The 25,533-nt window shown below is 52.5% G+C and carries 21 protein-coding genes; 10 read left to right on the forward strand and 11 right to left on the reverse strand.

Translation table 11 applies throughout. The features are described 5' to 3' along the window. The first annotated feature begins 223 nt into the window (after positions 1–223). The gene (locus KLP40_RS19380; RefSeq protein WP_215595493.1) at positions 224–4,678 is read left to right on the forward strand and encodes a phage tail tape measure protein; all 4,455 of its coding nucleotides are present in this window, start codon (positions 224–226) and stop codon (positions 4,676–4,678) included. A gap of 498 nt (positions 4,679–5,176) precedes the next feature. After that, positions 5,177–5,530 carry a hypothetical protein gene (locus KLP40_RS19385; protein ID WP_215595494.1) on the forward strand — a complete coding sequence of 118 codons (354 nt, stop codon included), beginning with the start codon at positions 5,177–5,179 and terminating at the stop codon, positions 5,528–5,530. Positions 5,531–5,618: 88 nt separating this feature from the next. Here the strand turns inward: KLP40_RS19385 and KLP40_RS19390 are convergent, their stop codons facing one another. After that, positions 5,619–6,401, reverse strand: coding sequence for a hypothetical protein (locus tag KLP40_RS19390; protein WP_215595495.1), 783 nt, complete (start codon positions 6,399–6,401; stop codon positions 5,619–5,621). A gap of 69 nt (positions 6,402–6,470) precedes the next feature. Between KLP40_RS19390 and KLP40_RS19395 the strand changes: the two genes are divergently transcribed. Next, complete coding sequence (locus KLP40_RS19395; RefSeq protein ID WP_215595496.1) at positions 6,471–8,750, forward strand: hypothetical protein; 2,280 nt, start codon at positions 6,471–6,473, stop codon at positions 8,748–8,750. Here KLP40_RS19395 and KLP40_RS19400 read toward each other — a convergent pair. Then, on the reverse strand, positions 8,747–9,169 hold the full coding sequence (locus tag KLP40_RS19400) for a helix-turn-helix domain-containing protein (RefSeq protein WP_215595497.1): 423 nt from the start codon (positions 9,167–9,169) through the stop codon (positions 8,747–8,749). The genes KLP40_RS19395 and KLP40_RS19400 overlap by 4 nt on opposite strands. A 245-nt stretch (positions 9,170–9,414) precedes the next feature. On the opposite strand from KLP40_RS19400, the gene KLP40_RS19405 reads away from it, so the two are divergent. Continuing rightward, positions 9,415–10,167, forward strand: a complete 753-nt coding sequence (locus KLP40_RS19405; RefSeq protein WP_215595498.1) for a helix-turn-helix domain-containing protein — start codon at positions 9,415–9,417, stop codon at positions 10,165–10,167. 15 nt (positions 10,168–10,182) lie between these two features. On the opposite strand, the gene KLP40_RS19410 is transcribed toward KLP40_RS19405, so the two are convergent. From KLP40_RS19410 to KLP40_RS19425, 4 genes are all read right to left on the reverse strand, one after another. Next, entirely contained in the window at positions 10,183–11,544 is a 1,362-nt protein-coding gene (locus tag KLP40_RS19410; protein WP_215595499.1) for a hypothetical protein, read from the reverse strand. A gap of 19 nt (positions 11,545–11,563) precedes the next feature. Further along, on the reverse strand, positions 11,564–13,723 hold the full coding sequence (locus KLP40_RS19415) for a DGQHR domain-containing protein (protein WP_215595500.1): 2,160 nt from the start codon (positions 13,721–13,723) through the stop codon (positions 11,564–11,566). Between the two features lie 7 nt (positions 13,724–13,730). Further along, positions 13,731–14,999 (reverse strand): DNA adenine methylase, encoded by a 1,269-nt coding sequence (locus KLP40_RS19420; RefSeq protein WP_215595501.1) that lies wholly within the window; start codon positions 14,997–14,999, stop codon positions 13,731–13,733. Positions 15,000–15,135: 136 nt separating this feature from the next. Further along, positions 15,136–16,068, reverse strand: a complete 933-nt coding sequence (locus KLP40_RS19425; RefSeq protein WP_215595502.1) for a hypothetical protein — start codon at positions 16,066–16,068, stop codon at positions 15,136–15,138. A 137-nt stretch (positions 16,069–16,205) separates the two neighbouring features. Between KLP40_RS19425 and KLP40_RS19430 the strand changes: the two genes are divergently transcribed. The 4 genes from KLP40_RS19430 (at position 16,206) to KLP40_RS19445 (ending at position 18,379) form a co-directional block, all read left to right on the forward strand. After that, positions 16,206–16,538, forward strand: coding sequence for a TfoX/Sxy family protein (locus KLP40_RS19430; RefSeq protein WP_215595503.1), 333 nt, complete (start codon positions 16,206–16,208; stop codon positions 16,536–16,538). Between the two features lie 90 nt (positions 16,539–16,628). Continuing rightward, positions 16,629–16,934, forward strand: a complete 306-nt coding sequence (locus KLP40_RS19435) for a hypothetical protein (protein WP_215595504.1) — start codon at positions 16,629–16,631, stop codon at positions 16,932–16,934. A gap of 211 nt (positions 16,935–17,145) precedes the next feature. Next, positions 17,146–17,880 (forward strand): hypothetical protein, encoded by a 735-nt coding sequence (locus KLP40_RS19440; RefSeq protein ID WP_215595505.1) that lies wholly within the window; start codon positions 17,146–17,148, stop codon positions 17,878–17,880. Between the two features lie 178 nt (positions 17,881–18,058). Next, on the forward strand, positions 18,059–18,379 hold the full coding sequence (locus KLP40_RS19445; protein WP_215595506.1) for a hypothetical protein: 321 nt from the start codon (positions 18,059–18,061) through the stop codon (positions 18,377–18,379). 794 nt (positions 18,380–19,173) lie between these two features. On the opposite strand, the gene KLP40_RS19450 is transcribed toward KLP40_RS19445, so the two are convergent. The 3 genes from KLP40_RS19450 to KLP40_RS19460 form a co-directional block, all read right to left on the reverse strand. Next, a complete protein-coding gene (locus tag KLP40_RS19450) occupies positions 19,174–19,416 on the reverse strand; it encodes a hypothetical protein (RefSeq protein ID WP_215595507.1) in 243 nt (80 codons plus the stop codon). Between the two features lie 181 nt (positions 19,417–19,597). Next, complete coding sequence (locus KLP40_RS19455; protein ID WP_215595508.1) at positions 19,598–20,002, reverse strand: hypothetical protein; 405 nt, start codon at positions 20,000–20,002, stop codon at positions 19,598–19,600. Positions 20,003–20,065: 63 nt separating this feature from the next. Next, a complete protein-coding gene (locus KLP40_RS19460) occupies positions 20,066–20,512 on the reverse strand; it encodes a hypothetical protein (protein WP_215595509.1) in 447 nt (148 codons plus the stop codon). Between the two features lie 349 nt (positions 20,513–20,861). Between KLP40_RS19460 and KLP40_RS21600 the strand changes: the two genes are divergently transcribed. Both KLP40_RS21600 and KLP40_RS19465 read left to right on the forward strand, forming a co-directional pair. Continuing rightward, positions 20,862–21,287 (forward strand): type IIL restriction-modification enzyme MmeI, encoded by a 426-nt coding sequence (locus KLP40_RS21600; RefSeq protein WP_317196800.1) that lies wholly within the window; start codon positions 20,862–20,864, stop codon positions 21,285–21,287. A gap of 59 nt (positions 21,288–21,346) precedes the next feature. Further along, positions 21,347–24,310 carry a class I SAM-dependent DNA methyltransferase gene (locus KLP40_RS19465; RefSeq protein ID WP_215595510.1) on the forward strand — a complete coding sequence of 988 codons (2,964 nt, stop codon included), beginning with the start codon at positions 21,347–21,349 and terminating at the stop codon, positions 24,308–24,310. 130 nt (positions 24,311–24,440) lie between these two features. On the opposite strand, the gene KLP40_RS19470 is transcribed toward KLP40_RS19465, so the two are convergent. Next, entirely contained in the window at positions 24,441–24,866 is a 426-nt protein-coding gene (locus KLP40_RS19470) for a BLUF domain-containing protein (RefSeq protein WP_215595511.1), read from the reverse strand. A gap of 163 nt (positions 24,867–25,029) precedes the next feature. Beyond that, a partial coding sequence (locus KLP40_RS19475; RefSeq protein WP_215595512.1) for an ATP-binding protein occupies positions 25,030–25,533 on the reverse strand: 504 nt, incomplete at its 5' end.

The following is a 25,533-nucleotide window of genomic DNA, read 5'->3' on the forward strand; positions in this document are numbered from 1 at the left end:
GAAACTAGAGAAGTCTAGTTTTATGAGAGCACAACCCCGATAGTCCGGCTACTCATTCTGAAAGCCCCCCTGCTACAGGGGGGCTTTTTTAGATTCAAAGTGTGTCGTATTGAGCATAATCTACACGCTCGTACAGGGCAGGAACCGCTTTCCTGACCGAATCATGCCGCAATCTTGTGGTATTACCGTATCTTACGTTAATTAAATCAAACCCCTGTGCACGATGTCTGGACCAGTTTCTTATAATGAGCTCTTTGATGGCCTGGGACCTGGGGCTGAGGAGCTTTTGAACTTCACCAAGAATGTAAAAGGCCTCAACACCAGCTACAAAACCTTTGCAAAAAATCTGCAGAGCGATTCAGACAAGATTGCGGCGGGACTGGCTGTCGTGCTGGCGGCTATCAACGGTACCAAAGCCAAGTTCGAGGACGTCAACGTTGTCAGCCGCAAGAGCCGCACTACGCTGGACGAGCTGAGCGGCACCATTGCCAAGCTGGCCAAGGAGCAGCAGGATCTGAAGGATCGGATGGCTGGCCTCGGCAAGGTTCAGAAGGATACGGAGGCATCCACCAAGGGCCTCAACTCGGCGCTGAAGCAGCAGCAGGACGCGCTGAAGAAGGCATTTGCGGCCGGTGATCTGGAGGCGGCCAAAGCAGCGGCCCGCGAAATCATCAAGCTCAAGGCCGAAACCGACAACCTGAGCCGGGCCCTGCGCGGGGCCAACTCCGACTTCACCGCGGCGGCCGGCAGCTTCCGGGCCATGGAGAATGAGGCGCGGCAGTTGGATGCGAAGCTGAAGAGCCTCGCCGGCGGCATGGACAACAACAGCGCGGAGGCCCAGCAGCTCAAAGCGCAGTTAGCAGAGGTAAACGAGAAGCTGCGCACTTTCACCCAGGAAACCGGCGTGGGCTACCGCAACGTGGGCCGGTACGCCGAGAGCTTGCGGGAAGGTGTTTCAGCCCTCAGTGCCCAGCGTACGGAACTACTGGCCAACGCCGCTGCCCTGCGCACTCAGATGCAGGCCACCGGCTTATCAGCCGAGCAGCAGGAGCGCCTGCAACAGGAGCTCAGGCAGACCGATGCGGAGCTTGCCAAGAATACCAATGCCCTGAAGCAGTATGGCGTCGGGGTAAAAAGTGGCGGCGTGTCCACCACGGGCCTGACCAGCAACCTCGGCGGGCTGACGCAGAGCCTGGCCGGGGCTTATTACGGCATTCAGGGCGTGGCTACGGCCCTGCAGCAGGGCTTCGAGTCCAACCTGAAGTACAGTTCCTCGCTGGCTGATGTACGCAAGACAACGGGCCTTACAGCCGATGCTGCTGAAGAACTGGCCGACAGCCTGAAGCAGATCCCTACCTCTACCTCCCTCTCCGGCTTGTTGGACATAGCCAAGGTAGGGGGACAGTTGGGTATCGCGAAAGAGAACATACGGGACTTCACCGCCGCGATCGATATTGCCAACCAGGCATTGGGTGACGACTTCGGGGCCGATCCGGAGCGTATCGCGACTGAGCTGGGCAAGATTGCCAACGTGTTCAAGAAGGACCTGGGCCCGGACATTGCCAAGAACCTGCTCTCCATCGGCTCAGCGGTGAATGAGATCGGCGCCCAAGGAGCCAGTACGGCACCCTTCCTCACCGACGTAGCCCTGCGCGTCGGGCAGATGTCGGCGGCCTACGGCGTCGGGCTAAAAAACGTGATTGCCTATGCGGCGGTGCTCGAGGAGAGTGGTAGTTCAGCAGAACGGGCCGGCACGAGCTTGAATAGGCTGTTCTCAACAATTGCGGGCAAAACCAAAGCCTCCTTCGAAATTGCCAAGCTCGGGGATACCAACCTTACGCTGAAACAGTTCACCAAACTGGTAAATTCAGACTTCAATTCTGCCATCCAAGCCTTCCTTCGGGGGTTGAACGCCGGTGGAACCTCGACGACGAAAGTCAACCAGCTGCTCGGGACACTGAAGCTTCAGAGTGGCGAAGCGAAAAACACTATTCTGGCCCTGGCGCAGAATACGGAACTGTTTGCCCAACGGCAGTCCACGGCCAACGATCAGTTGGAGAAGGCGACCAGCTTAGGGGCGGAAGCCGCTATCAAGGTCGATACGCTGGATGGTTCCTGGAGTAAATTCAAGAACACGCTTTCCAATTTCGTTACCAACGGCCAGGTGGGCGGCTTCCTGAAAAGCATGCTCAATGGCGTCAACAACCTCATTGGTGACCTGGGCAAGTTCAACAAAACAGCGAAGGATACTACTGCCGCTACCCTGGCCACTGCGGAGTCAAACCGCGTGGCGGCTGACTCCGCGAATGCGTTGCTCAAGCGCTACGAGGCACTTACGGCCAAAGGGGTGAAGCCCACGGCCAAAAGCAAGGAGGAACTGGGGCTGATCACCGAGCAGCTGACCCAATCGCTGGGTAACTCCGTCTCTTCCATCGATAAGGAGACGGGAGCCCTCATTCTGAATGAGAAAGCGGCCCGCGACGCTATCAAACAGAAGATCCTACTTAGCAACCAGGCCGTTTCCACGCTTATTCTGGAAGCGGATCAGATCGACGAAAACCGGAAGAAGGAGGAGTTGGCTATCAAAACCCTGCAAAGCCGGATCAAAAACCAGGAGAAGCTGCTGGGCATCACGGCAGAGCAGGCGAAGCAGCGGGTAGTTGATTTCACCGTCAATACCGTTGATGGTAAGTTGGATGAGAGCACCAAAAAGGCCGATCAGCTCTACAAGAACAGCATCGCCCTGAATGATTCGCGTCGGGAGCTTGTCCGGCTCACGAACGAGTACAATAAGAAGCTGGAGGCCATGGACAAGCTGGGCGCGAAAAGCGCCTACCTGGCCGGGGGCTTCACTAAACCGGTTGTCGATGCCAACAAGGACCTGACCAAGTCCATTGAAGATACGATTGAGGCCGATAAGGAAAAGAAGAAATCCATCGCCGACGTGGCCGCCGAAGAATTTAAACGGCGTAAGCAGCTGCTCGAATTTGAGGCCGAAAACTTAGCGCGTCAGGCGAAGAATCCGGCCAATACCGAAGCCATCCGTCTGCAGGCCTTGCAAAAGGAGAAGGATGTCCGGATACAGATTGCCGAGTTGGACCGCAAAGAGGGCATCCGTCTGGCCGTGCAATCCAACAAGGATAAGATCGGTGGGGAGCAGGCCGCCAACGTTGCCCGCCTGACCCTTACCGAGAAGTACAACAACGAGGTGCGGCAGTTGGGCCTGAAGCTCAGCAAGGACGAACTCGCCCTGCACAATGCGACTCTGGAAGCCCTCTCCCAGACCGACCGGGCCAACATCGAGCAGCAGATCAAGCTGGCCGAGGACGCTCGCGACAACATCAATAAAACCTACGAGGAGCGGCAGCAGGCCGCGCAAGATGTTTCCGACTATCAGGTGATGCTGGCCCAGCTTACCCGGGACTCGGAAATACGGTCGGCTGAAGGGGCACTGGATAAGATAGCCGCCGCCAATCAGAAGTTTGAACAGGCGAAGGATAATGCCCGCAAAGGGGTGAAATTCTTCGACTCGGACAAGGCCATCGATGACATCGAGAAGGATTACGTCCGGCAACAGTTGGCGCTGGAAGATGCGCGGGGTAAGCAGCTCATTACCGAGAAAGAGTACCGGCAGAAGCTGGACGCCTTGGACTATCAGCGTGAGTACACCATCATTGAGGCGCTGGAGCGGGAGTATGGCATTACGGAAGACACCTTGCGCCGCAAAGCAGAGCTGCGGAAGAAGTACAATGAAAAGGAGTTGGAGGATGAGCAGGAGGCGTTTGATAAACGCATGGAGCTTATTCAGATGGGCCTGGACTTCGTGCAGGAGGCGGGCAACGCGGGCTTCCAGGCAAAGGCTGACTCGCTGAGTCGGGAGCAGGACCTGAACGAAAAAACCTACGAGTCGGCCACCAAAGCAGCCGGTGAAAACTCGCTGCTGAAGCAACAGGCCGAGGAGCAGTACTTCAAAAAGAAGAATGAGCTGACTCGTAAGCAGTTTGAGAATGATAAGAAGGCTGCCCTGTTTCAGATTGCGCTTTCGACGGCGATGGGTGTTGCATCGGTACTCTCCACCGGCGGCCCGGCTCGTTACGCTGACGCCGGTATTGGCGCCGGCATCCTGATTGCCGGGGTACTTGCTACCGGCGTAGCGCAGGCGGCCGTGGTGCTGTCCCGTCAGCCGCCCCTGCCCGAGTATTTCAAGGGGCGCGACGGTGGCCCCGCTGAGTTTGCCTGGGTAGCCGAACGCGGGCCGGAGCTTATCGAGGGTAAGAGTGGCGGTAGTCGGCTGGTAGAAAAAAAGCAGGTTACCTACCTGCAGGAGGGTGACAAGGTGCACACGGCCGACAAGACCCGCCAGATGCTGGCCCATGTGCCCAAGCTTCGAGAGCCAGCGGCGGCGGCTCGCAGGGATGTCGAGAATACCACAGCGTACACCCAGCGGCTTCAGCAGCAGACCCAGCAGTACCTATCCCCTTATGCTCACCAGGAGCGCGACACACAGATGGCCAGAACCATCGTTGACGGGGTAGTAGGTGGGGTAGTCGCCGGCACCCGTCAGGCCCTGCACGATCAGCCCGCGTACCAGGTGACGGAGAAAGGCATCTTCTTGTATACCAAGTCGGCTTCATCGGTCACGAAGCATCTCAACAGCCGCCACCGGCGCAACGGATAGCATCGGGTATATCAACCATCCCCACCCATAAAACCGGAAATTCCCGGTTTTACGAAAAAGCCCCTTCTCGTGGTGAGAAGGGGCTTTTTGCTTTTAAGGATCAGCCTGCGTCGGGCGCCGCCGGCTTGTTCAGGGCCAGCGTTTCAACCACGTACTCACTGATGCCCCGGTTTGCAGCCTGGGCCAGCTCGCCCAGCCGCTTCCACTCCTCATCGGTCATGGAGATGTTGTGCCCGCGCTTATGCCGTGCTGGGTCTTTCGTCGGCCGTCCTTGGCGCCTGGGTGCTTGTTCCATATTCCAAAGGTAGATGTATTCCTGTTTTTCCTGGTGTTTATCTTGTGCAAAATAAATAGTTGCAAATGTTTTTCTTGCACAAGATAAGTAAGTACGTTTGCATCGTTCTGAAAGTGAAAGAGGCTACCCGCGACAACGAGTAGCCTCCCGATTCAGAGCCGGGGCGACAACCCCGATTTTCTCACCTATCTAACTGCGAAGGTATGAAAACCTCTCTGCATGCTGCGGCCCCGCTGAAGGTGGCCGCCGCCCTGCCGGCGTATGCCGGTTCTATCACCAACTTCCTGCAGAAGCAGGCCGAAGCCCAGGCCGCCGAGTCGCGGCGGGTGGCGGTGCTCAATGAGCTGCGCCGCGGTATTCTGGTCGCTGTGGCCGATCCGTACTTCTTCAACCCGGACGAACAGCAGCGCACTCAGAGCAGCGTCGCCCGCACCCAGTGCGCCGACCAGCTGCAGCGGTGGCTGCGCAACGTGACCCGCGTTGCTGATGAGCGCGAAACCGCCCTGCGTATGTCCTTCGCCGACGGCACCTGCACGTTCCTGCTCGTGAGCCGATAAGTGCGCCGGCAAACAACCGCATCACCCCAAATGAAGAGGGGCCGCTACGACTTGCGTAGCGGCCCCTCTTCGTTGATAGTATGGCCAGCTACTCGCTCAGCCTGTTCTTGGGTGCCATCTTCTTCGTTATATAATCCAACCTCCCTTGAAAGGAGAACAACGTCATCTTCTCCGGTTCCGGGGTGCCGTGATCCGCCATCACCCCGCAGAGTTGCGAGAAGGCAATGCGACGTAGCACCAGGGCATTTTCCGGATGCCCCGTCTCGAATACTTCCGGCTCCATCATGTCCAGCAGCGCATTGTCCACATCCTCGATGGTTTTCAGGTGCTTCGGGTCCTCAGTCAGCAGGTAGTCGCACAACGCCAGCGCCCGCCGCTTCAGGTGAATCGCCTTGTTCATCTCCTGGCCATTCTGGTCGTATCGGGACGGGAAGTGCTCGGCCAACTCATTGCCAAATGCTTCGTGGACGGAATCCAGGCACTCTTCTACCTGCTCATCTGTCAGGCCCAGCACCTTAAGTCTGGTAAGCAGGGATTCCAACCCATACTCTGTGAGGTCGGTCGCCGCTACTCCATCCACGCTCTCTACCAGCACGGCAAACGCCATTCGCCGCGCGGAGAAGTTCGTGTCAACAAAATGCTGGGCGTAGTGGGCATTGCACTTCTCCAAAAACTCCTCATGCTCCTTCCCCTGCCGGGCACCGAAGCGAGCGGCCAGCTGCTCGTGACGCGCCACGTCCTCGGGGGTTGAGCCAACGCCGGCATCCAACGCCATGTAGCACTGGTATTCCATGTGCCGCCCGGCTGGCAGTTCCATGATGGATTGATAGTAACGAAGGCTGTGTTGGGGGCTGAGCTGTATCGTACGCATGGGAGAAAGGAAGATGCAAGATTGTGTAATAAAGGTGGTAATTTACGACAAAATACACGATTTTACGTCATGCTAGGTACCAACGCTCCCCAGTTTCGCTTCATTCTAAGCTCTGACATCTTTACCCCAGGCCGCAAGCTGCTGCAGCACGATCCGATCGGATGGGATAGCATGGGCCTGACGATCCACCGGGATCAGAAGTACCACGGTATTGCCACCGAGTACAACAGCGAAACCCTGGGCTTTATCAAGGACGGTAAGCAATACCTGGAGCAAGCCAAGGAGCACCGGGGGATCGAAGCTGATATTGATCTGGAGGTGCAGATATTTCGGCCGAATGAGTTCTATTGGGACACCTACCGGCATTACCGGCTCGACCTGACTGCGGCGGAAGAAACGGCCACGGAATTTCGGTGTGGGCTGGACAACTCGGGCCTGATGCAGAAGTTCCTCAACCGCGACGATACGAAAGTGGATCTGCTGGGCCGTGATAGTATCGGTAACTCGGCATCCTCCCCACCGACGCCGCTGGCCCTGGAGCTGCACTCACGCGCCATTTACCAGCGCTTCGACTCGCGCATCACGGATTTATCGGTGAAGGCGGCCCCGAACTTCATTACGGATGGGGAATCCCGGTTTCAGATAATGTATTTCGGCTTTGGTGAGCCGACCATCAATGATTTCAAGCTGGAGCCGGTGCACGGCGGGTTTTTCACCCAGCCATCCGGCGTAAATAATGCCGAGCAGCCTATCTACACTACGAAGGAGGCGGGAATGTTTGATATCAAAATCAACATTCTTTGTCAGCTCATCGTCAGCCGTAGCGGTAATGGATTCGGGGATTTCGATAAGGTTTCCGGAGAAATATTCTTCCGTGTCAATGATGAGCCTCCTACGCGGCTTCTCAGCTTTCAGGATTCGGCCAACGGCGGTAGCGTCTTCCAGCGTCAGATTTCCGCCTCCTACCCCGTATACCGCCGTCTGAATATCGGGGACAAGATCTATCTGTATGGCCGAATTCATGTATTCGACATCAACGAGGGCGTTTTCGGCTATCGTTTTCAGATCGATGCCAACTTTTTGCCTGGCTCGTTTATGACGATCAACGCCGAAAGCACTACTACGCCGACGGTGGCCAACGGGCTACTCATCTACGAGGCGCTGGAAAAGCTTGCCCGCGACATTACCGACGAGCACAATACGTTCCGTTCCACCTTCTTCGGCCGCACCGATTCTGTCCATCCGTATCCGGTCGATGGCCCCGGCAGCCTGTTATTCGTGACGGGAGGCTTCCAGCTGCGCGGGTTTCCTCTGGATAAGAAATCCCTCTTTGCCAGCTGGCAGGAGTTGATTGACTCGCTCAGTGCCATCTACAACCTGGGCGTGGGCGTAGAAAAGCTGCCTGACGGGCGGGAAGTGATTGTCGTCGAAGAGATGTCCTACTTCTACTCGGATGAGATTGTACTGGACCTGACTAACCCGGATGATGGCTACAGTCACACGCGCTTACCCGACACGGCCGGCGAAGATGGGCAGGAGGCCAAAAAGGTTACTGTTGCTGCCGACCACTACAATTCGGTTGATATCGGCTATCAAAAATGGCGCCCCAACCAGATCAACGGTCTGGAGGAGTTCAACACCCGTCACGAGTACGCCTTGCCCCTGACGCAGGTGAAAAACAAGTATACTCAGCTCAGCAGCTACATCACGGCCGGCCATTACATTGAGACGGTGCGCCGGGACCGGTACGATATTACCGCCACCACCGATACCGGGTCGGATGATGAGGGCTTTCTGATCTGTGTGCTTCGCACTAATGACATCCTCAAGCCCTTCGAAACAGAGCGCGATCAGCTGGTTATGGAGCCAATAGAAGGTCTTTTTTCTTCCGACACCGTGTACAACCTGCGCCTCAGCCCGAAACGCATGCTGTTGCGCCACGCACAAACCCTTGCGGCCGGGCTGATCAGGAGAGAAGATGAGCTGATAAAATTCACGTTCGGCGAGGGCAACACGGAGCTTAAAAGTAAGCTTGTGGGGGAAGATCTACCCATCAGGGAGAAGGTGGATGTGCGTATGACTGCCCTGCAGAACAGTCCGCCGCAATATCAGGAGAACAACCTGAGCATGCTCCAACCGCTGTGGCTTCCAATGCAGTACAGCTTCGATCATCCACTGCGACATACGCAGGTGCAGCGCGTGCTGGAAAATCCGCGCGGCCGGGTACGTTTCCGCGACTACCGGGGCCGCGCCTGCGAGGGTTGGATCATCGATCTGAAGCATGATGCCGCCAAAAACATGGCCTCCTTCACCCTGAAGGCCTGCGCTCATTTAGTTGGAGGTAATTAAGAGCCTTTGCGACCTGCGCGACGGCGGGCACGGCGCAATCCGATTGCAACTAATTTTTCATCAAACTCTCTCTGCTCAGCTTGATTTAGAGTGTCTATCAAATTACGCTGTTGCCAAGCCTGCACGTCGCTCAACCGAATGCGCCTACCTCTGCTAGTATCGGTGCATTCAACAAATGGTAGACGACGAATATGTCCTAAAGGCTTTTTGAGATAAGAACGAACAGTGTTGGAATCAAGACAGAGTAAGCGTGCTACTTCTTGAACAGTGTATTGAGGGTCAGGCTTGGGGCATTTTGCAAAGTGCTCTTGAACCAATCGTTCTAGTGTTTGCTCGATAAAAGCCTGAAATGGCTCATCTATCTTTTCTACCAACGATCTCAATGTCTCATCCAAAAAGGACGCATTACGCTTTGCCATATGTATCAATCAGTTGCAGACGGTGAAATATTTTTTGGCAATAAAAGCAGCAACCCATAAATTTCATATCTGACTGCTCAATATTAAGCTTGGCATAGGCTCGATATGATCAATTACGGTGGTACAGTCGCCATGAATGAAGCATTCATATGGGATGCATGCTCACGCGTAATCTTCTCACGCTCTACTTTTAGAACCTAGTGCTTTACCCGCATAGTTATTAGAACAGTTTCGTATAGAGGGGCATGAGCACTTCCCCTGCTATCGAACTGTCAGCTGCCGAGCAAGCGCAGCTGCACGAGTTGGTGCGCAAAGGCACCACGCCGGCCCGGCAACTGAACCGGGCGCGCTTCCTGCAATTCAGCCACCAGGGCCATGCGCCCGATACCATTGTGGCCTTGCTGGGCGTGAGCCGGGCCACGGTCTACAATTTGCGCCGCCGCTACCGCCAGCAGGGGCTGGCCGCGGCCCTGACGGAAAAGCCCCGCAGTGGCCAGCCCCGCAAGGTGACGCCCGCCGTCGAGGCCACCATCACGTCGCTGGCCTGCACCGATGCCCCGGACGGCTCGTCGCGCTGGAGCATCCGGTTGCTGCGCGGACGCCTGATCGAGTTGGGCATGGGTGTACAGCACTCCAACAACTTCGAGACGCTGCGACTATATGTAAATAGTGAGGAAGACGCTGACCGTTATACTGGGGCACTAGTCTTTGAAGTAGAAGGGGACTCCATGGAGCCGCTTCTCCGAATTGGGGAGAAGGTCATTGCCTGGCAGGTTCCAGAAGGCAAGTGGGAGCAGGTCTACAACCAGGTATGCGTAGTCGCCTACGATGATACAGTAACAATAAAGGCAGTGCGCGAGAACGAGTTGTTCACGCGCAACCTGCTCACCCTATATGCTCAGAACCCTGCAGCTGGGTTCCTCCCAGTACAACGCCAGCAGATTCAGAGCTTGTGGCGGGTAGAGGAGTTCTTTGACCGGCCGAAGATTCGGCTCTAGTCAGACATTTGATTGTTAAGCCAAATTCCACAGCCCAACTCGTTGCAGCTGACTAAGTATTCTAGCCTCATTAGGCATATCAACATTAAATTTATTTAGCGTAATATTCCCAATATTATTTTCTACCCACTCTTTTATATATTCAAGTGTGTACAATATATCTGAATCAAGCTCTCTTAATGACCCTGGCAATGGCCCATTAACGTAACCTAAATCATTACATATAGTATGAGTCCAAAAACTTAGGTCACTAGCACTTATCGTGGCCGATTTTAATAAATTAATTGCCACACCAGTAGAGATTCTAAGCATTAATAATGCTCTGGAAATTACTGGCAGAGGAGAACTAGAATACAGAAAAGGCACGTCAACAGATTTCGCTGCTTCATCTAGTACAGGCAGATTGGCTAAGTCAGCGTTTTTGCTGTATAAAAACCTATATATATTTTCCGGAACTCCCCCTATATTTTCTGATGCGGTAGTAACTAACTCCTTTATAGAAGGAATAGAACTTCCTTTATGTATCACTTTCAAGTAATTACGCAACTCTTTAAATAAAAGCCTAAGCAGATATTTATCTATTATAGAAAATGCATCTACAGCAGAAGGTAATACAGATTCCCAACTTGATGAGATAAAATCTAGAGTAGGCGCAAAATCTAATGGAAGCGCGAAGTTTTTCATGCTACCCGATTGATAGCTAACGGAGTTTCGAGATTCGTGGTCATGCCCAAACACCTTTAAGTCCATACTCCAAGTACGTAACCATGAACGTACAAGCTTCTGTGCTTCTAATGGTGTCACTCGGCCTGTAGAAGACATCCAATCTGTGAATGTTCTCCCATAGAAAGAAAATGAATCTAGAAGGTTCATTGCACCCTTGGGATTTTTAATCCAAGATTCTAATGCATGCCACAAAAAAGTATGCGTTGCTTTTTCAAAATATCCTATACCTGCTGTACTGGTCACAGAGAGATTGTGTTTGCTAAAGCTACCTATGCCCTCAGATGCTAAGATGCTCTTCGTGGCTCTTAATTCTGCATAGTATGCCAAATGAACAGATAACGATCTATTCCCTGCCAACAGCTGGCTTGTAGCAGCAGATAAATAGCTCCAAGCATCAAAACAATCCAATAGTGTTGATGCAGCTAAGTATGAACTTAGCTGATCTTCTGTTAAATTAAAAGCACTCTTTTTACTTACATGGTCCTCAGCGGTAGCCATAGGATCATGCGATAGAGGGTTAGAAGAATCTATAAAGTTTCGATGGGAAAAATTACTTTTTAAACTTGGCGCAATAATTTCTATTTTTCCTTTTGATGCATTAATTATAAATGCATCAAGATTTGCTTGGTCAGTTGCACTAAGAGCCTTCATTTATCAGAATCGAATATCATTAGATGTATAATTTATTAGCAAATTCCGAAAAAACATTATCACTTATGAATATTTCTCTCAGTTCTTTACGTATAGTACTGTATCCAGAACTACCTTTTAATGCCATCTGCCGGACTCTATCGGCATCATTGCTAAAGTGAGCAGATGAAGTTCTCCAGTCAAATTCACAGATTTTCTTTGCAAACTGACTGACATACGACTGTAATTGATCATAAGATTTAAAATCATTTATAGCAATCAATAGACCCATGTCTTCAATTTGCTTTTCATCGATATCATCATTCCAAGAGAATGTATTCAAATCTATATCTGATTCATTAGCAAGAGTATAAAATAGATCATTTGCAAATCCTAATATACCAGTAACCCCTTGGTCACGCGATAACAATGAATTTTTACCTGCGAATGCTTTGTCAAATTTTGAATCTATTTCTCCTTCTTCTGTACGCAGAGAAACCGCCCATTCATTATTAGAGCTTCTCACCGCTTCTTCAATTTCCATCCATAAAAATATTATGAATGCCGCCTGCTGTGTTCGATTCCAATAAAGAACTTGGCTCTGCTTCTTAGTAAACGCCTCTCCAAATAACCCACCAACAGAATTTGATTTGGAATCGGCTCTCTTAAGGAAAGATGTCGTAATAGCCCTTACAAACGCAGCTTGGCTAATTAAAGCACCACCCTTATCCCCAACCATATTTATTCTATTCTTCCAGGGGCTTTCTGGATAAAGCCATAATGCTTCAACCATCTCTTGGGCACGCGTCTCTCTATATATTTTCAAACCATCTTTTGACTGCTCAAGCCACTCCTGAGTACGTAGTAAAGGATATAAATCATATCCCAAACTAGTGTTTATTTTTGTTGGTTTAATATTTATTGTATAAAACAAATATGCTTGCCACGTCAAATCTAAATTATGGTATGCAACTACAGGCAATTCGTAATTACCTTCTAATTCAATATTCTCATCGAATGCCCATAACCGATGTTGACCGTCTATAATCTCTATAGGGAATAATGAAGGATTCCAATTATTGTCAAATACATTATCAGGTAGAACCAATTTGCACGTATCATCGCCCAAATCTTCTATAGTTATAGCATTTTCAGGTTGCAGCTCTAAATGATTCCTTTTAGAATTAGGTGTTAAAATATTAGCAATGATTGCAGTGGGCATGAGCCCTGGCATCTTTAAGGAAGCAAATTCAGGATTTTCTCTTTGTTGTTCATTCAAAGTTGACCATGGAAATCCTCCCTTGATATATCTTTCTATCTCGTCAACCCGGCTATCTGTACGCCCTCTTTGAATTGAAGTATCGTTCTTGCGAAGTCCTGATGCTTTCCTGCGATGAACGTCAGCCAGCCTGCGTAGCATTCTAGCATCCAGCTTAAACATATAAAAATAGGCATCAGGCTTAGAACGGGTAGGCGAAGTAAAATTCACTGCATCCCACTCATTTAACCATTGCTTTACTTTAACAGCATTAATACTTTTATATATTTTTAATTTTTCATCAAACTCTTCGACTGATTCGTACCTTGTTTCTAAAGAGCTACCTTCTAACCATGATTTAAACTCATATTCTGTTAAACCTAAAGCTTTGTGAAAGTCAAAGTGAAAACATGTTTTATAAAAGTCTTGAGATTTATCCCAACCTATTTTAAGCAATCGATTAACAATAACTTTTTTGAATAATAATCCTACTTCTCCTGACGAATACAACTTAGCAAAATTGTAAGGAACAGTTGTTTCTCTTCTGTATCTTCTTAGGCTCGCTTCTGATTCAACTAAAGCACTTCTAATATTTGTATGCCGTTTACTACCCTGCTCCAATATGAATTTACCACCCATATCAGCAGTACTGAATAGGTTAGCAAAGTCTCTGATATTATCATGATGTGTAAAAAGTGCTGCTACTAAAGTAAACAGTTTAATTTGTTCAGGATACTCATGAATATCTACCCAATAACTTGGTATTTCACTGTCCAACGATATGCCTAAAACTGATTTCAGAGTAGGTTTATCAATACTTTTTTCACCATATAGATATGCCTCGACTTGATTATTGTATACGATGTCAATTATTTTGACTACGTCGTATTTAGTCCAAGACGACTTAAGTCGATTTAGGTCTGGAAAGAGCTCAGGATTCATAATTCTGCTATTTAATGCTGGCTAAGATGAGGTACTCTTTGACTTTACGACCTTTGTCTTCTGACCTACCCATAGTACTGTGGTTGTAATCTATATCCCGGCAGGTAATATTGTGAGTCAATTTTAACTCGCTTTTACAGAGTAGTAGTAGGTTGTCTAGTGATATCATCCCATTGTCGCTATAACTGAGCACAAGATTTGCCCTCTTGTTTTTCACACCAGTTAGTATTGCCTGGAATGCTGGCTTCACCTTGGTCGTAGTGCAGAAAGGCGATTGGTGCCGGTCTTGCCGATAGCGGCCCTTGAACTGTACTTGAGGGTAGTCGTACTTTACTAGGGTTTCCAAAGCATGATAAAACCGTGAGTAATGGACAGCCCCATAAGGAGGGTCGGCGTATACCGTGCCTCCTTTAGGGATGACTGCAAGGCAATCCTTATAGTCCATCGTAGTTGCTTTGTGATTATTTATCTTAGATGGAGTCATCAATAGTAGTTCATTGAACTTACTTTGAAATAAAAATAGTATGTTCTTTCTACGATATTTTAGAATATCGATGAATGATTCTTCTGTAGCAGCATCTCTATACTGTGCAAAATGGCCTGTACTTTGAGCACTGTATGACATAGCATACATTAGGCTAGCTAGTATTTGGTTATAGATTGGTTGATTTTTGAATCTATTAGACGCTTCGACTATAGAATCTATCCACATACACTGGTCCACTGACCAATAGGTACCAGAATAGTTTTTGGTAAATAGATGTGAGCCAACTTCCCCAAATTCTTTATGTAGGAAATCTCTGTGCTGCGATTCAATTTTTAGGTATTCTTCCCTAGGCAGCGAAAGGTGATGATCAACTAACTCAGAACCACAAGCAGAGGCAAGCTTAGTATATTGCTTCTGAGAGTCCGTCAGCACACGATCAAGGGTTCCGTTGTCCACGATGGGCTTCGACGAGAGGTACAGTTCAGCCATCACCTTCGAGTACGCTTGCATATCGTTAGAGTGAATAGGCATCACTGACGCCAAGGCCCCTGACAGAACTGCAGTGCCAGCGAACAAATCGCACAATTGCCCCCCTGTGTGAACCTCTTTAATCCCATCGATCACAAAATCAAGTATTTGCCTTTTAGCACCCATATACTTGACCAAATGGGGCACGCTCTCTCTCCTCTTCCCCCAGTCCACAGAGTTGCCCGTGGTATCTGCAGGGATTGAGTAATTCATTAGTGAGTCTCTGTTTCCATCCACTACACTAGCATTCAATGTAACCATTTTGCAAACTTAGCGACTATAACCCAGATATGATGGCCACGTTATAACAACCATTAGAATGCTCAAAATCAGATATTTAAATGAAAATCAATCAACTCTAGTTGCACACATAATTTACTGTTCTTCACATATATATCTACTCTTCAAACAACGGCAGCTGGGCCGATGGCACTCCTCCCGGGTAGTGATTCAGTACCCGACTAATCCCATACTCTGTTCGTAGAGCCCCACGATCCGTGCGATACTGCCTTCTGGTCAGTTCCGCACGGATCGCGTCGTTATGGCCAAAGGTTACTTCCCGCGTGCGCACCCGCTCAGCAAACGACTCATCCGTTACCCGGGCGTTGAACTTGCTCGTCCCATCGGTCACCTCCCACCGTGGCGTCGCATCGCTCAGGTCCGGCCGTACGATCTGCAACAGCGTGGTCGACGTGTCCTCGGTGGGCCCACTGTCCGTGGCCTGCACCGCGAAGGCCGGTACGTCGTCCTCAGTAATGGGCACCGGTGCTGCGGCTTCTCCTACCTGCCGGCGCACCACAAAAGAAGTGATGCCCTCCCGCTCCAGGGGTCGCACTACGCGGGCTACGTCTTGCTTGATGCGAGCATCGGTGGCCAGCTGCAATACCAGCGGGCTCGTACGCACCGTGCTGCCGAACGCATTCGACACCTGCACACTGCTCATCGAGGTGCGCTCTGTCTCCTGAGGTGCCTGGCCACCGAGAAACTTGAGCAGCTGAAACAGACCCAGCGTGTGGCCACCGTCCCAGAGTATATCCAGGATGCGGCTGAGCGTGCTCGTATCGGTACCAGCGAAAAGAGGCATAGCATCTGCTGAGGCTGCCGTAGTCTGCAGGTCTAGGTTGATCGTTAGCGAGCCCCGCTTGGCAGCGCGGAAGTGCAGGTGCACCGGTGGGTTGTCGTGACTGAGCCGGTGGTTGATCTGTTCGACCAGGTTGCTCAGGGCAAGTAGGGCCGGCGCTAGGTCGCGGGTATCCATTAGGCCTTCGCGTAGAGAAGGGCCATCATAGATGATTTGGAAGCCGAGGCGGGTAGGTTGAGCAGTAGGCATGAGTGACAAGTTACAGGTTGCAGAACCAACTGGGTACAGCTGTCTGCCTTACCAGCAGTGCCCAGCAGACAACCAGCATACCGGAATGCGGAACTATGCGCTTATCTTTTGCCCATCCTCCATACACATTTCCCTTTATGGCTTCCGATCAGGCCTTCGTCGACTTCATCCTCGATCAGCTACAGCCCACTGGTCCAGTAAGCGCCCGAAAAATGTTCGGCGAATACGGCCTCTACTGGGACGACAAACTCTTCGCTCTCGTCTGCGACAATAAACTCTTCGTAAAGCCCACCGCCGCCGGCCGGGCCTACCTGGCACCCGCTTTGGTGGAAGCGCCGCCCTACCCGGGAGCAAAGCCTAGCTTGCTTATAGAGGAAGGCTTGGACGACCGCGCCTGGCTGCAACAATTGGTGCGCCTGACCGTGGCTGCACTGCCGCCACCAAAGCTTAAAAAGAATAAGGTGAAGTAAAGCAGGCACTGTTGGCAGCTGCCAACTAAATTTTATCAATCGAGGGTTTGAAATAACACATCCGTATATCGGAAAGTAATAGACATCGTGATGAGTGAAAACAATGAAAATATGGAGCAGCTACAAGCAGAGCTCCAGCAGTTACTACTGAAAACCAAATCATTGCTTGATCAGAAATATGATTTGGATGTACAATCGAATCTAGCAGAAGCGGAGGTCATCGGCCTGATCGAGCTCAACATCAATGTGCTTGAGAGTCGCCTAGCGTTCTACCAAGATGCGCTAGCTTATCATCGAGGGCGGATGAAAGAACGAGTAGCAGCTATGGAGCGAGCTAAAGTCCCTGAGAGATATCAAACTCGTCTGTATCTCATTCCTAGTCAGGAAAATTCATAACCTACTGTTTTGCAAAAAGTTGCTTAAGGCTTTAGTGTCAAATTACGAGTAGGCAGTATGTCTGTTCGCACAGTAGAACCGTCGTAGATGATCTAGAAGCCGAGGTTGGCGATAGAAGGAAGCGTCGAGTTATGGTAAGCGGATGCGGTGAAGTAACCGATTCTCCCTAATATGAGCAGACTTTCGCCTTCATCGCTAACCTTACTAGCTAATGGATAATACCGTTGTAACCACGGTAAACATCGTTTTATCACTCCTTTACACTGCAGCCGTCATATGGGGTGCAGTCTTTCTGAAGAAGCAGGTAGATCAGCTAAAAGAGCAGGTCAACTCACAAAAGGAGCTGCTGAATAACTCCAAGACCTACTTCGAGATATTTGACCTAAATAAAATCAAAGAGTACGCAAAACTGACCGAAGAAAACGAACGACTCAAAGGAGAGAAGAAGTTGGAGGAGCTAAGCAAACAAATCCAAGAGAAAGAAGAACAAGCTCGCCTACTCGCGACCAAACATGAAGCATTGGAACAAGAGAATGAGGCTCTTGAAAAGCGGAAAGACAGATTAGAGCAAACGCTGTCTGGATTCGAAGAAAGAATGCGAGACGTTGAGGCACGCACGCGCTTTCCCCAGTTCTATAATATTCGCCCTAGTTCTGGATGGGAGCGCGATAAAGGTTCTTCGTTCGGTGAAGATGTGAGAAACATCGTATGCAAATACATGGATGAGCACTATCCTCACGGTTCTCCAAGCCCATCCGCACTAGATGTTGAGGATGATTTGGAAGCTTATGTACTAGCGAACAATAGTTTCTATAGGGATTATCATAACCGAGATAGTGAGGCTAAGGAAAGCCATATGGTTCGTTTTGCTTCTCAGAAAATAATTCGTGGGTGGGCTATTGACTATGTTGAAATCCGGAAGATCTTAAATAGGCCTTCATTATAACATTCTTACCTCTGGCATCAGCTATTACGATGGAATCCCTACTATCCTGTCTACAGACAGGATCCTCTACCACACAACGAGTGGAGCACGAGAACCACCTCGTCAACCAATACACCGCCCGCAAACTGACAGCAGCTGCCACTCTGCCCAGTAACGATACCGCATCAATTCCTACTCCATGAGCATCCCTACATTCATCCAGATCGGCGAGAGTGCCGAAACTATCTTCAATACCTCGCATATCACGGCTATTAAGCGGGAATCCTTCCCAATTACTGACCGGAACAAAGAATCTTACGCCGCCTTCCCACATACTGTAGAAGCGGGTGTTGCTCACTCCATTCTGGTCAATGTAGTGGGCGGCCGTGGTGGTATGGAGTATATCTATTCCAGTGAGGCCAAGCGCAACGCCAAGTTCGAAGAGATCAGAACGTATCTGCATTCTATCACGATTGCGAATGCCCCCTGGTCGGAGCCGGACACGGAATCAAAATCGTAGTATCTACGGAATAGAGTGACACCTTAAAACTAATGAGCACAGACCATCCGGCCGGGGCTTCTTCTATCTTAGGGCTCAGCTAACCCTATCCCTTCGTGAAGAAACACCTACTCCTCTGGCTCCTGTGCCTGTTACCATTCGCACTATCCGCACAAGTAGTCGACACCGTAGCCCAAGAAGCAGACAGTGAGCAAACCCAGCCCTACCGCTACGTCAACGCCTCCGCCCTCACCTTACGGGCACTACCTTCCGCCTCTGCCCTGGCACTGGCCAAGATCGACGGCGCTAGCCGGGTGACGGTCCTCACCGATCGCCCCGACGGTTGGACCAAAGTACAGATCAACGAGCACTTAGGCTACGTCAAGTCGGAGTACCTGGTCGAGCAGCAGCAGGACGTCACGGCCGAGTCGGTAGACTGGTCGCTGGTGGAGGCTGCCGGCGGAGCGGACTACACGAACGTGAGCGCCGTGGAGGTTCGGGCTGCATTACCGCAAGCATCCGCAGCGCGGCCGGCCGTACGCCGGGCAGCTCCGAGAGCGTCTGCAGGACCGAAGGTATACATCTGCAATAACGGCCGCACGGAGGTATACCACAGCAGTGAGAGCTGCTCGGCGATGAACCGGTGCACCTATGCAACCAAGGTGGCCAGTACAAGTGAGGCGCGTGGCCTGGGGCTGCGGGAATGTATGAAGTGTTACTAGATGAGAGGTGATTTGACCTACAGCAAGAAGACCTGACCATCCGGCTGGGGCTCATTTAGTTAAGAGTAGCCCAAGCAGGTAACAGCATGAGGGTTATAGCGGCAGTCCCAGCGCCCGGTGCACGCAGCCGCTTACCACCTCCCGACCAACGCGCTCTACCTCCTCCGGATACTCCAGCAGATAGCGATCCACTACATAGCTGATGGCTTGACTAGGGCCCATCGCTTGCCATCCCAACCGGCTGATGGCGACGTGGGCGGGGTGATTATTGAAGAAGTCGCGCTGAAACTCGAAGACGAGCGGATCGGCGCCGGCATCGAGGGTGCGGACGGCCAAGACGAAATGAACGGAAGAATTTTCTACCATGATAGTTAGTATTTACACTCAATATACTAATGTTAGTAGCATGAACTACGCCGTATTATGACTTCTTCACCATTCATTCAACTCGGAAACGATTTTAATCTTTAGACATTCGTCTTCAGTCAAGGCTGAGTTGCCAATGTAGCACGATATATCAAAAGGGGGCAGTAGACCAGACACGCGCCTGCTCAATCGTAGTAAAGAACTGACTGGTAAGTCTCGTGTTCGGGATTACAGTGGCCACCAACGCAGAGACGCCCATCCGATTCATCGCATCCAGCGATTCGACAGCGGCAAAGCGCTGGCCCCCCATGGCGCTCAGGCCCTTGAAAACGAGTTCGCCCCCAAACTCCAAGTCAGCTTGACGCAGGGCGCGCAGCAGCCGGTTGTCGGCAATCAGCGCCCGGATGTTGTGCAGACGCGCTAGACGCATCGCTTCTTCCAGGGCAGCTCGAAAGTCGGCACTAGGTACAAAATCCAACCATTGCAGTTCAAGTGTTTGATGGGTCGTACGATGCAAGTAGATGCGCAGGTACTGGTTACTTAGAAGGATTTCCATCAGTAGAAAGATAGCAAGTGAGCTTACCGCAGCGTACCAGCCAAGTAGTAGATGGATAGGTGGTTAGAAGATAGACTTCCACCTGGCGCGGGCTTCCTGCTGCGCGCCTGCTTTGGCTTCTTCCAGCGAGGTATAGTAAGTGACGCCTAGCACGGAGGTGCTTGTTGCCGTTTGTTGCTCGTACCGCTGAGTGGCAATCTGGCCAAAAATACTTTCTGCCACCACGACGCTCACGACGCGCAGACCAGCGGCCAAGGCGCGGGGATTAAATTCGTTCTGCAGCCAGCGTTGGGCCTCTTCGGGGATAGCGCCCATATGGCGCACGTCCCCTATCCAGCCCCACGGTCGCTCGGCGGTCGCCTGCTGTTCAAAGTACACCAGTGCCGCGTCCTGCAAAGCGATAAATTCCGTTTTGTTGGCAAAGCCATGCCACTGGGTGATGACGCAGGGCACGGCACTGTCAGCCAGTGCCGTGCCATAGGAGGTAGATAAGATAATTTGTTCACTCATGGAAGGTCACTTTTCAACGGAAGTCCGTCATATACGCTCCTCCCCTCTCTATGTTTACTTAGGCACTATAACTACCGGGGCAGAATAAAGAAGTGAGTTCATCGGGAACAGACCAGTCACCAGATACCACCGAGGCAGCCCGTGGCAGCTGCTGGCAGGAGAGAGTGTAAGCCGGGGTGGTCAACTATACCGGTAAGACTATAGAGTGCTGATACGAAACAAAAACAGGCTCGTTAGCGCGCAAATGATGTTTCCTGTGAGATTAGCTTTTGCCCTATTCCTCACACCTTGCGTAGTCAGCGCTTTTCTAGCTTTATTCGTGCTTTAACTTATCTAACACCACTTCCTCGTGACCTATCTCGAATTTGAAGACCGCTGGCGCGTATCCGGTGGCGCCGAGCGGGCCAACTACGGTCTGTTCCTACAAGATCTCTGCGACCTGCTACAGGTGCCGCGACCAAACCCGACGACTGATCGGCCGGCGGAAGATGCCTACGTGCTGGAGCGCGCGGTGCAGTTCAACGATGGAGCAAAAAAGAGCACTGGTCGTATTGATTTGTACAAAAGGGGCTGCTTTGTATTGGAAACGAAGCAAGGCGTTGGTACCTTTGCCGGCTTAAATTATACGGAGCACGGAGCACGGAGCACGGAGCACGGAGCACGGAGCACGGAGCACGGAGCACGGAGCACGGAGCACGGAGCACGGAGCACGGAGCACGGAGCACGGAGCACGGAGCACGGAGCACGGAAGATGAAAGGCGGGAGCTGGGCCTAGCCCCAGAGAAACGCCGCGCCGGGCATGCCACCCGCGGCACGGCCAAATGGGAGCAGGTCATGCAGACCGCCCGCCAACAGGCCCTTAATTACGTCCGTGCTCTGCCGGCCGACGAACCCCGCCCCCTCTTCCTCCTGGTCGTTGATGTCGGCTATTGCATCGATATCTACAGCAACTTCGTAGGCGTCGGGGACTCGTTCATCCCCTTCCCCGATCAGAGCAGCTTCCGCCTGCTGCTGCCAGCCTTGGCCGAGGAAAGTAACCGTGAACTGCTGCGGCAGATCTTCCTGGACCCGCAGCAGCTGGACCCCAGCCGCCGGGCCGCCCGCGTGACCCGGGAGTTGGCCGGCTACCTGGCTGGTGTTTCCTCCCAACTTGAACGCGCCGGCCACTCCCCCGACCTGGTCGCGCAGTTTCTCATGCGCTGCCTGTTTACCATGTTCAGCGAGGACGTCGGGTTGATTCCGAAGGCCTCCTTCACCGGCTTACTGCAGCAATATGCTACCCCTGAGCTGCGGCAGCACCTGCCGGATGCGCTGCAAAGCCTCTGGCACAAGATGGACACCGGTGGCTTCTCTACCGAGCTCAAGGCCCGGGTACCGCGCTTCAACGGCAAGCTCTTCCACGACGCGACGGCTCTGCCGCTCACGGCCGCGCAGATCGAATTGTTGTTGAAGGCGGCCGAAGCCGATTGGACGGAAGTCGAGCCGGCTATCTTCGGCACGTTGCTGGAGCGGGCCCTCGATCCAAAGGAACGCCACCGGCTGGGTGCCCACTATACCCCACGGCGCTATGTGGAGCGGCTGATCCTGCCGACCGTGCTGGACCCGCTACGGCGCGAGTGGGCCGCGGCACAAGCCGCCAGTGCCCGGCGCCTGGAAGACGACAAGCCCAAGGAGGCCCGGGCCGAGCTCGTACGCTTCCACAAGCGGTTGACGAGCTTGCGGATTCTGGATCCTGCCTGTGGGTCGGGCAACTTCCTCTACGTGACGCTGGAGCACCTCAAACGCTTGGAAGGGGAAGTATTGACCGCCATCAACAGCTACGGGCACACGGGCCTGCTTGATCTAGGCGGAGGTACCACCGTGGGGCCGCAGCAGTTCCTGGGCTTGGAGTTGAACCCGCGCGCGGCAACAGTGGCGGATGTGGTGCTGCGCATTGGATACCTGCAATGGCACCTGCGCACCTACGGCCCCTCCGAGCTACGCGAGCCGCTTCTGGATGAGTATCAGAACATCCGCCAGCAAGATGCGGTATTGACCCACGACGGAGGCTTCCAGAACGCTAAGCCAACCGAGTGGCCGAAGGCAGACTTCATTATTGGCAATCCGCCATTTGTGGGCGATAAGGCCATGCGCGCCGCGTTGGGCGATCCCTACGTGGACGCGCTGCGCAAAACGTACAAAGGGGTAGTGCCCGAATCAGCCGACTTAGTGATGTATTGGTGGGAGAAGGCGGCCGAAACCGTGCGACAGGGCAAAGCCGAGGCATTCGGATTCATCACTACCAACTCTATTACCCAAACCTTCAACCGCCGCCTGATTCAGCGGCATCTAGAGGCCACTCCGCCGCTGTATCTGACTTATGCCATTGCCGACCATCCGTGGGTGGACAGTGCGCAAGGTGCTGCTGTACGCATTGCTATGAGTGTGGGGCGTGTTGATACGCCCATCGGCAAATTGATGAAGCTAGTAGGTGAAGTTGCCACTACAGAGGATGATGCACACGCAGTAGAACTAGTGGAAATAGAAGGCGCTATTAACGCTGACTTCACTGTGGGTGCTGATGTAGCGGCAGCGGCTCCGTTACAAGCAAACATGGGCGTGACCAGCAATGGTATGATGCTGGCAGGGGCTGGATTCATTGTCACCGAGGAACAAGCACAGCAACTTGGACGTGGGCGAATTACAGGGTTGGAAGAACGGATTCGCCCTTATCGTAACGGCAAAGACTTAACCGCTCGTCCTCGTGGGGTATTTCTGATTGACTTGTTTGGCTTAACTGAATCAGAAGTCATTTCGCAATTCCCGGAAGTCTATCAGCATGTTTTCACAGAAGTGAAGCCAGATAGGGACACGAACAACCGTAAAAAACTGAAGGAGTTCTGGTGGCAGTTTGCTGAAACGCGTAAGGGCTTACGGTCAGCTATAAAGGGGCTCACACGTTACATTGCTACCGCCGAAACTGCTAAGCACCGCATGTTTCAGTTTCTTGATGCTGATATAGCACCTGACCATATGCTAGTAGCTCTGGCTTTAGAAGATGCCTACGAGCTAGGTATATTATCAAGTCGACTGCACCTAGTTTGGGCATTAGCAACTGGTGGGACTTTGGAAGACCGACCGCGCTACAATAGCTCCCGGTGTTTTCAAACGTTCCCCTTCCCGGCGGCCACGGCGGAGCAGCAGGCGCACATCCGGGAACTAGCCGAACAGCTCGACGCCCACCGCAAGCGCCAGCAGACCCAGCACCCTACCCTCACCCTCACCGACCTCTATAACGTGGTGGAGAAGCTGCGCGCCAGCCAGCCCCTCACCACGCCCAAAGAGCAAACCATCAACCAGCAGGGCCTGGCCTCCGTTGTGTTGAGCCTGCACCAGCAACTCGATACAGCCGTTGCTACCGCCTATGGCTGGCCCACCGACCTCCCCGACGCCGAAGTCCTTACCCGCCTGGTGCGCCTCAACCACGAGCGGGCCCGGGAAGAGCAAGCTGGCCACGTACGTTACCTGCGCCCTACCTATCAGGCTCCTGAGCTACAGCAGTCGGCTCTGTCGTTACCGACCATTACGGCAACGGATGCTACGACCATCGTCACGGACATGCAGCCCTGGCCGGCCGAGTTGGCCGAACAAATGCAGGCCGTATGGGCAATGGTTCAACAAGCGGGGCAGCCAGTCGATCCGGCGCAAATTGCCAAGCGATTCCGGCGAACGAAGCCTGAGAAGGTACGCCCGCTATTGGATACCCTTACCACGTTAGCACTCTTGAGGAAGACTCAGCAAGGTGCTTATATAGCATAATTTGTGGCTAATTTCTTCCGATCGGGCGGATTTGCACGTTAAGAATGTGCATCTTCACATGTAGGAGAAAAAACCAGCTTGCATCCTATAAGGCATTGTGCATTGTGCATTATAGCTCTATGCGCACTACTCAGGAAGACTTCTTTAAAACAAAGGATTGCATCATTTCCAGCAATAAGGCATCCGCCGCACTCATCGTAGGTTTTTGCAATTCCAGCTGTTCGGGCGCCGTGTACGCCCTAAGCTTGCGAAACTCCTCGGGGGAGGCCACCTGAAAGGCCATCGACCAGGAAGCAAAACTCCGCTGGCTGATCTGCTTGTCCGCCAGCTTCACCACGCTGGTATGGCGCGGGTCGTTCAACAGCTTCGCGTACAGCCGGGCCAGGCTGGCCTCTTCGCCTTCGATAATCTGCATGAATTGCTGGTCGCCATAGATCAGCACGCCGGTGATGCCCTGCGCAGCATTGGCCTGCTGAGCCTGCACCAGAAGGTGCTTGAGCTCGGGCTCCTGCAGCGGTTGAGCCTCGCGGCTCATGTAAATAAGGTGATGGAGCATTGGCTTTTACGGTTGTGAATGCGCTGGAGGGGGATGAACAGAGAAGGGCTAACCACGACGAAGTGCCACAGGAGCAAACCGGCTCATCATTAGATGATACGCGCGTAGCTGATTGCGAGTCAACAAGCCTCCCGCCTGCCCTGGTAGATGCGGGCGGGAGGGCTTACGAGTTTTTCCAGTGAATGGTGAACGTGGTGCCTTCCTGCAGGGTGCTGGTTACCGTCACCTGCCCGCCGTTGCTGCGCACAATGCGCTGCACCAGGTACAGGCCCACCCCGGTTCCCTCGATGGCCGGGTGCTGGCGGCTGAAGAGCTGGAAGACGGGGTTGAAGGGGTCCTGCAGGTTCATGCCCAGGCCGTTGTCGGCTACTTCCAGGGCCGGGTGCCCCTGCGGCGTGAGGTAGGTGCGCAGCCGCAGCCGGAGCGGGCGGGCGGGGTGGGCGAACTTGAGGGCGTTGCTGACCAGGTTGTGCACGACCGAGCGCAGGTTGGCCCGGCTGTAGTACAGGCCGGGGGCCTGGGTCACCTCCACCTCCACCAGGGCCTGTTGGTCGATGATCTGCCCGCGCAATCCCAGCAGCACTTCTTCCAGCAGCAGGCCCATGTCCAGCAACTCCACCGGGTCCTGGTGCGCGCGTTGCGTCTGTACGGTCTGGGCCAGATCCAG

This window comes from Hymenobacter piscis, from assembly GCF_018760735.1.
GTDB classification, from domain to species: domain Bacteria; phylum Bacteroidota; class Bacteroidia; order Cytophagales; family Hymenobacteraceae; genus Hymenobacter; species Hymenobacter piscis.

Bases quoted from the DNA above. Each gene is read 5' to 3' on its own strand.
- KLP40_RS19380 (WP_215595493.1), top strand. From the start codon at position 224: ATGTCTGGACCAGTTTCTTATAATGAGCTCTTTGATGGCCTGGGACCT.
- KLP40_RS19385 (WP_215595494.1), top strand. From the start codon at position 5,177: ATGAAAACCTCTCTGCATGCTGCGGCCCCGCTGAAGGTGGCCGCCGCC.
- KLP40_RS19390 (WP_215595495.1), bottom strand. From the start codon at position 6,401: ATGCGTACGATACAGCTCAGCCCCCAACACAGCCTTCGTTACTATCAA.
- KLP40_RS19395 (WP_215595496.1), top strand. From the start codon at position 6,471: ATGCTAGGTACCAACGCTCCCCAGTTTCGCTTCATTCTAAGCTCTGAC.
- KLP40_RS19400 (WP_215595497.1), bottom strand. From the start codon at position 9,169: ATGGCAAAGCGTAATGCGTCCTTTTTGGATGAGACATTGAGATCGTTG.
- KLP40_RS19405 (WP_215595498.1), top strand. From the start codon at position 9,415: ATGAGCACTTCCCCTGCTATCGAACTGTCAGCTGCCGAGCAAGCGCAG.
- KLP40_RS19410 (WP_215595499.1), bottom strand. From the start codon at position 11,544: ATGAAGGCTCTTAGTGCAACTGACCAAGCAAATCTTGATGCATTTATA.
- KLP40_RS19415 (WP_215595500.1), bottom strand. From the start codon at position 13,723: ATGAATCCTGAGCTCTTTCCAGACCTAAATCGACTTAAGTCGTCTTGG.
- KLP40_RS19420 (WP_215595501.1), bottom strand. From the start codon at position 14,999: ATGGTTACATTGAATGCTAGTGTAGTGGATGGAAACAGAGACTCACTA.
- KLP40_RS19425 (WP_215595502.1), bottom strand. From the start codon at position 16,068: ATGCCTACTGCTCAACCTACCCGCCTCGGCTTCCAAATCATCTATGAT.
- KLP40_RS19430 (WP_215595503.1), top strand. From the start codon at position 16,206: ATGGCTTCCGATCAGGCCTTCGTCGACTTCATCCTCGATCAGCTACAG.
- KLP40_RS19435 (WP_215595504.1), top strand. From the start codon at position 16,629: ATGAGTGAAAACAATGAAAATATGGAGCAGCTACAAGCAGAGCTCCAG.
- KLP40_RS19440 (WP_215595505.1), top strand. From the start codon at position 17,146: ATGGATAATACCGTTGTAACCACGGTAAACATCGTTTTATCACTCCTT.
- KLP40_RS19445 (WP_215595506.1), top strand. From the start codon at position 18,059: ATGAGCATCCCTACATTCATCCAGATCGGCGAGAGTGCCGAAACTATC.
- KLP40_RS19455 (WP_215595508.1), bottom strand. From the start codon at position 20,002: ATGGAAATCCTTCTAAGTAACCAGTACCTGCGCATCTACTTGCATCGT.
- KLP40_RS19460 (WP_215595509.1), bottom strand. From the start codon at position 20,512: ATGAGTGAACAAATTATCTTATCTACCTCCTATGGCACGGCACTGGCT.
- KLP40_RS19465 (WP_215595510.1), top strand. From the start codon at position 21,347: ATGCAGACCGCCCGCCAACAGGCCCTTAATTACGTCCGTGCTCTGCCG.
- KLP40_RS19470 (WP_215595511.1), bottom strand. From the start codon at position 24,866: ATGCTCCATCACCTTATTTACATGAGCCGCGAGGCTCAACCGCTGCAG.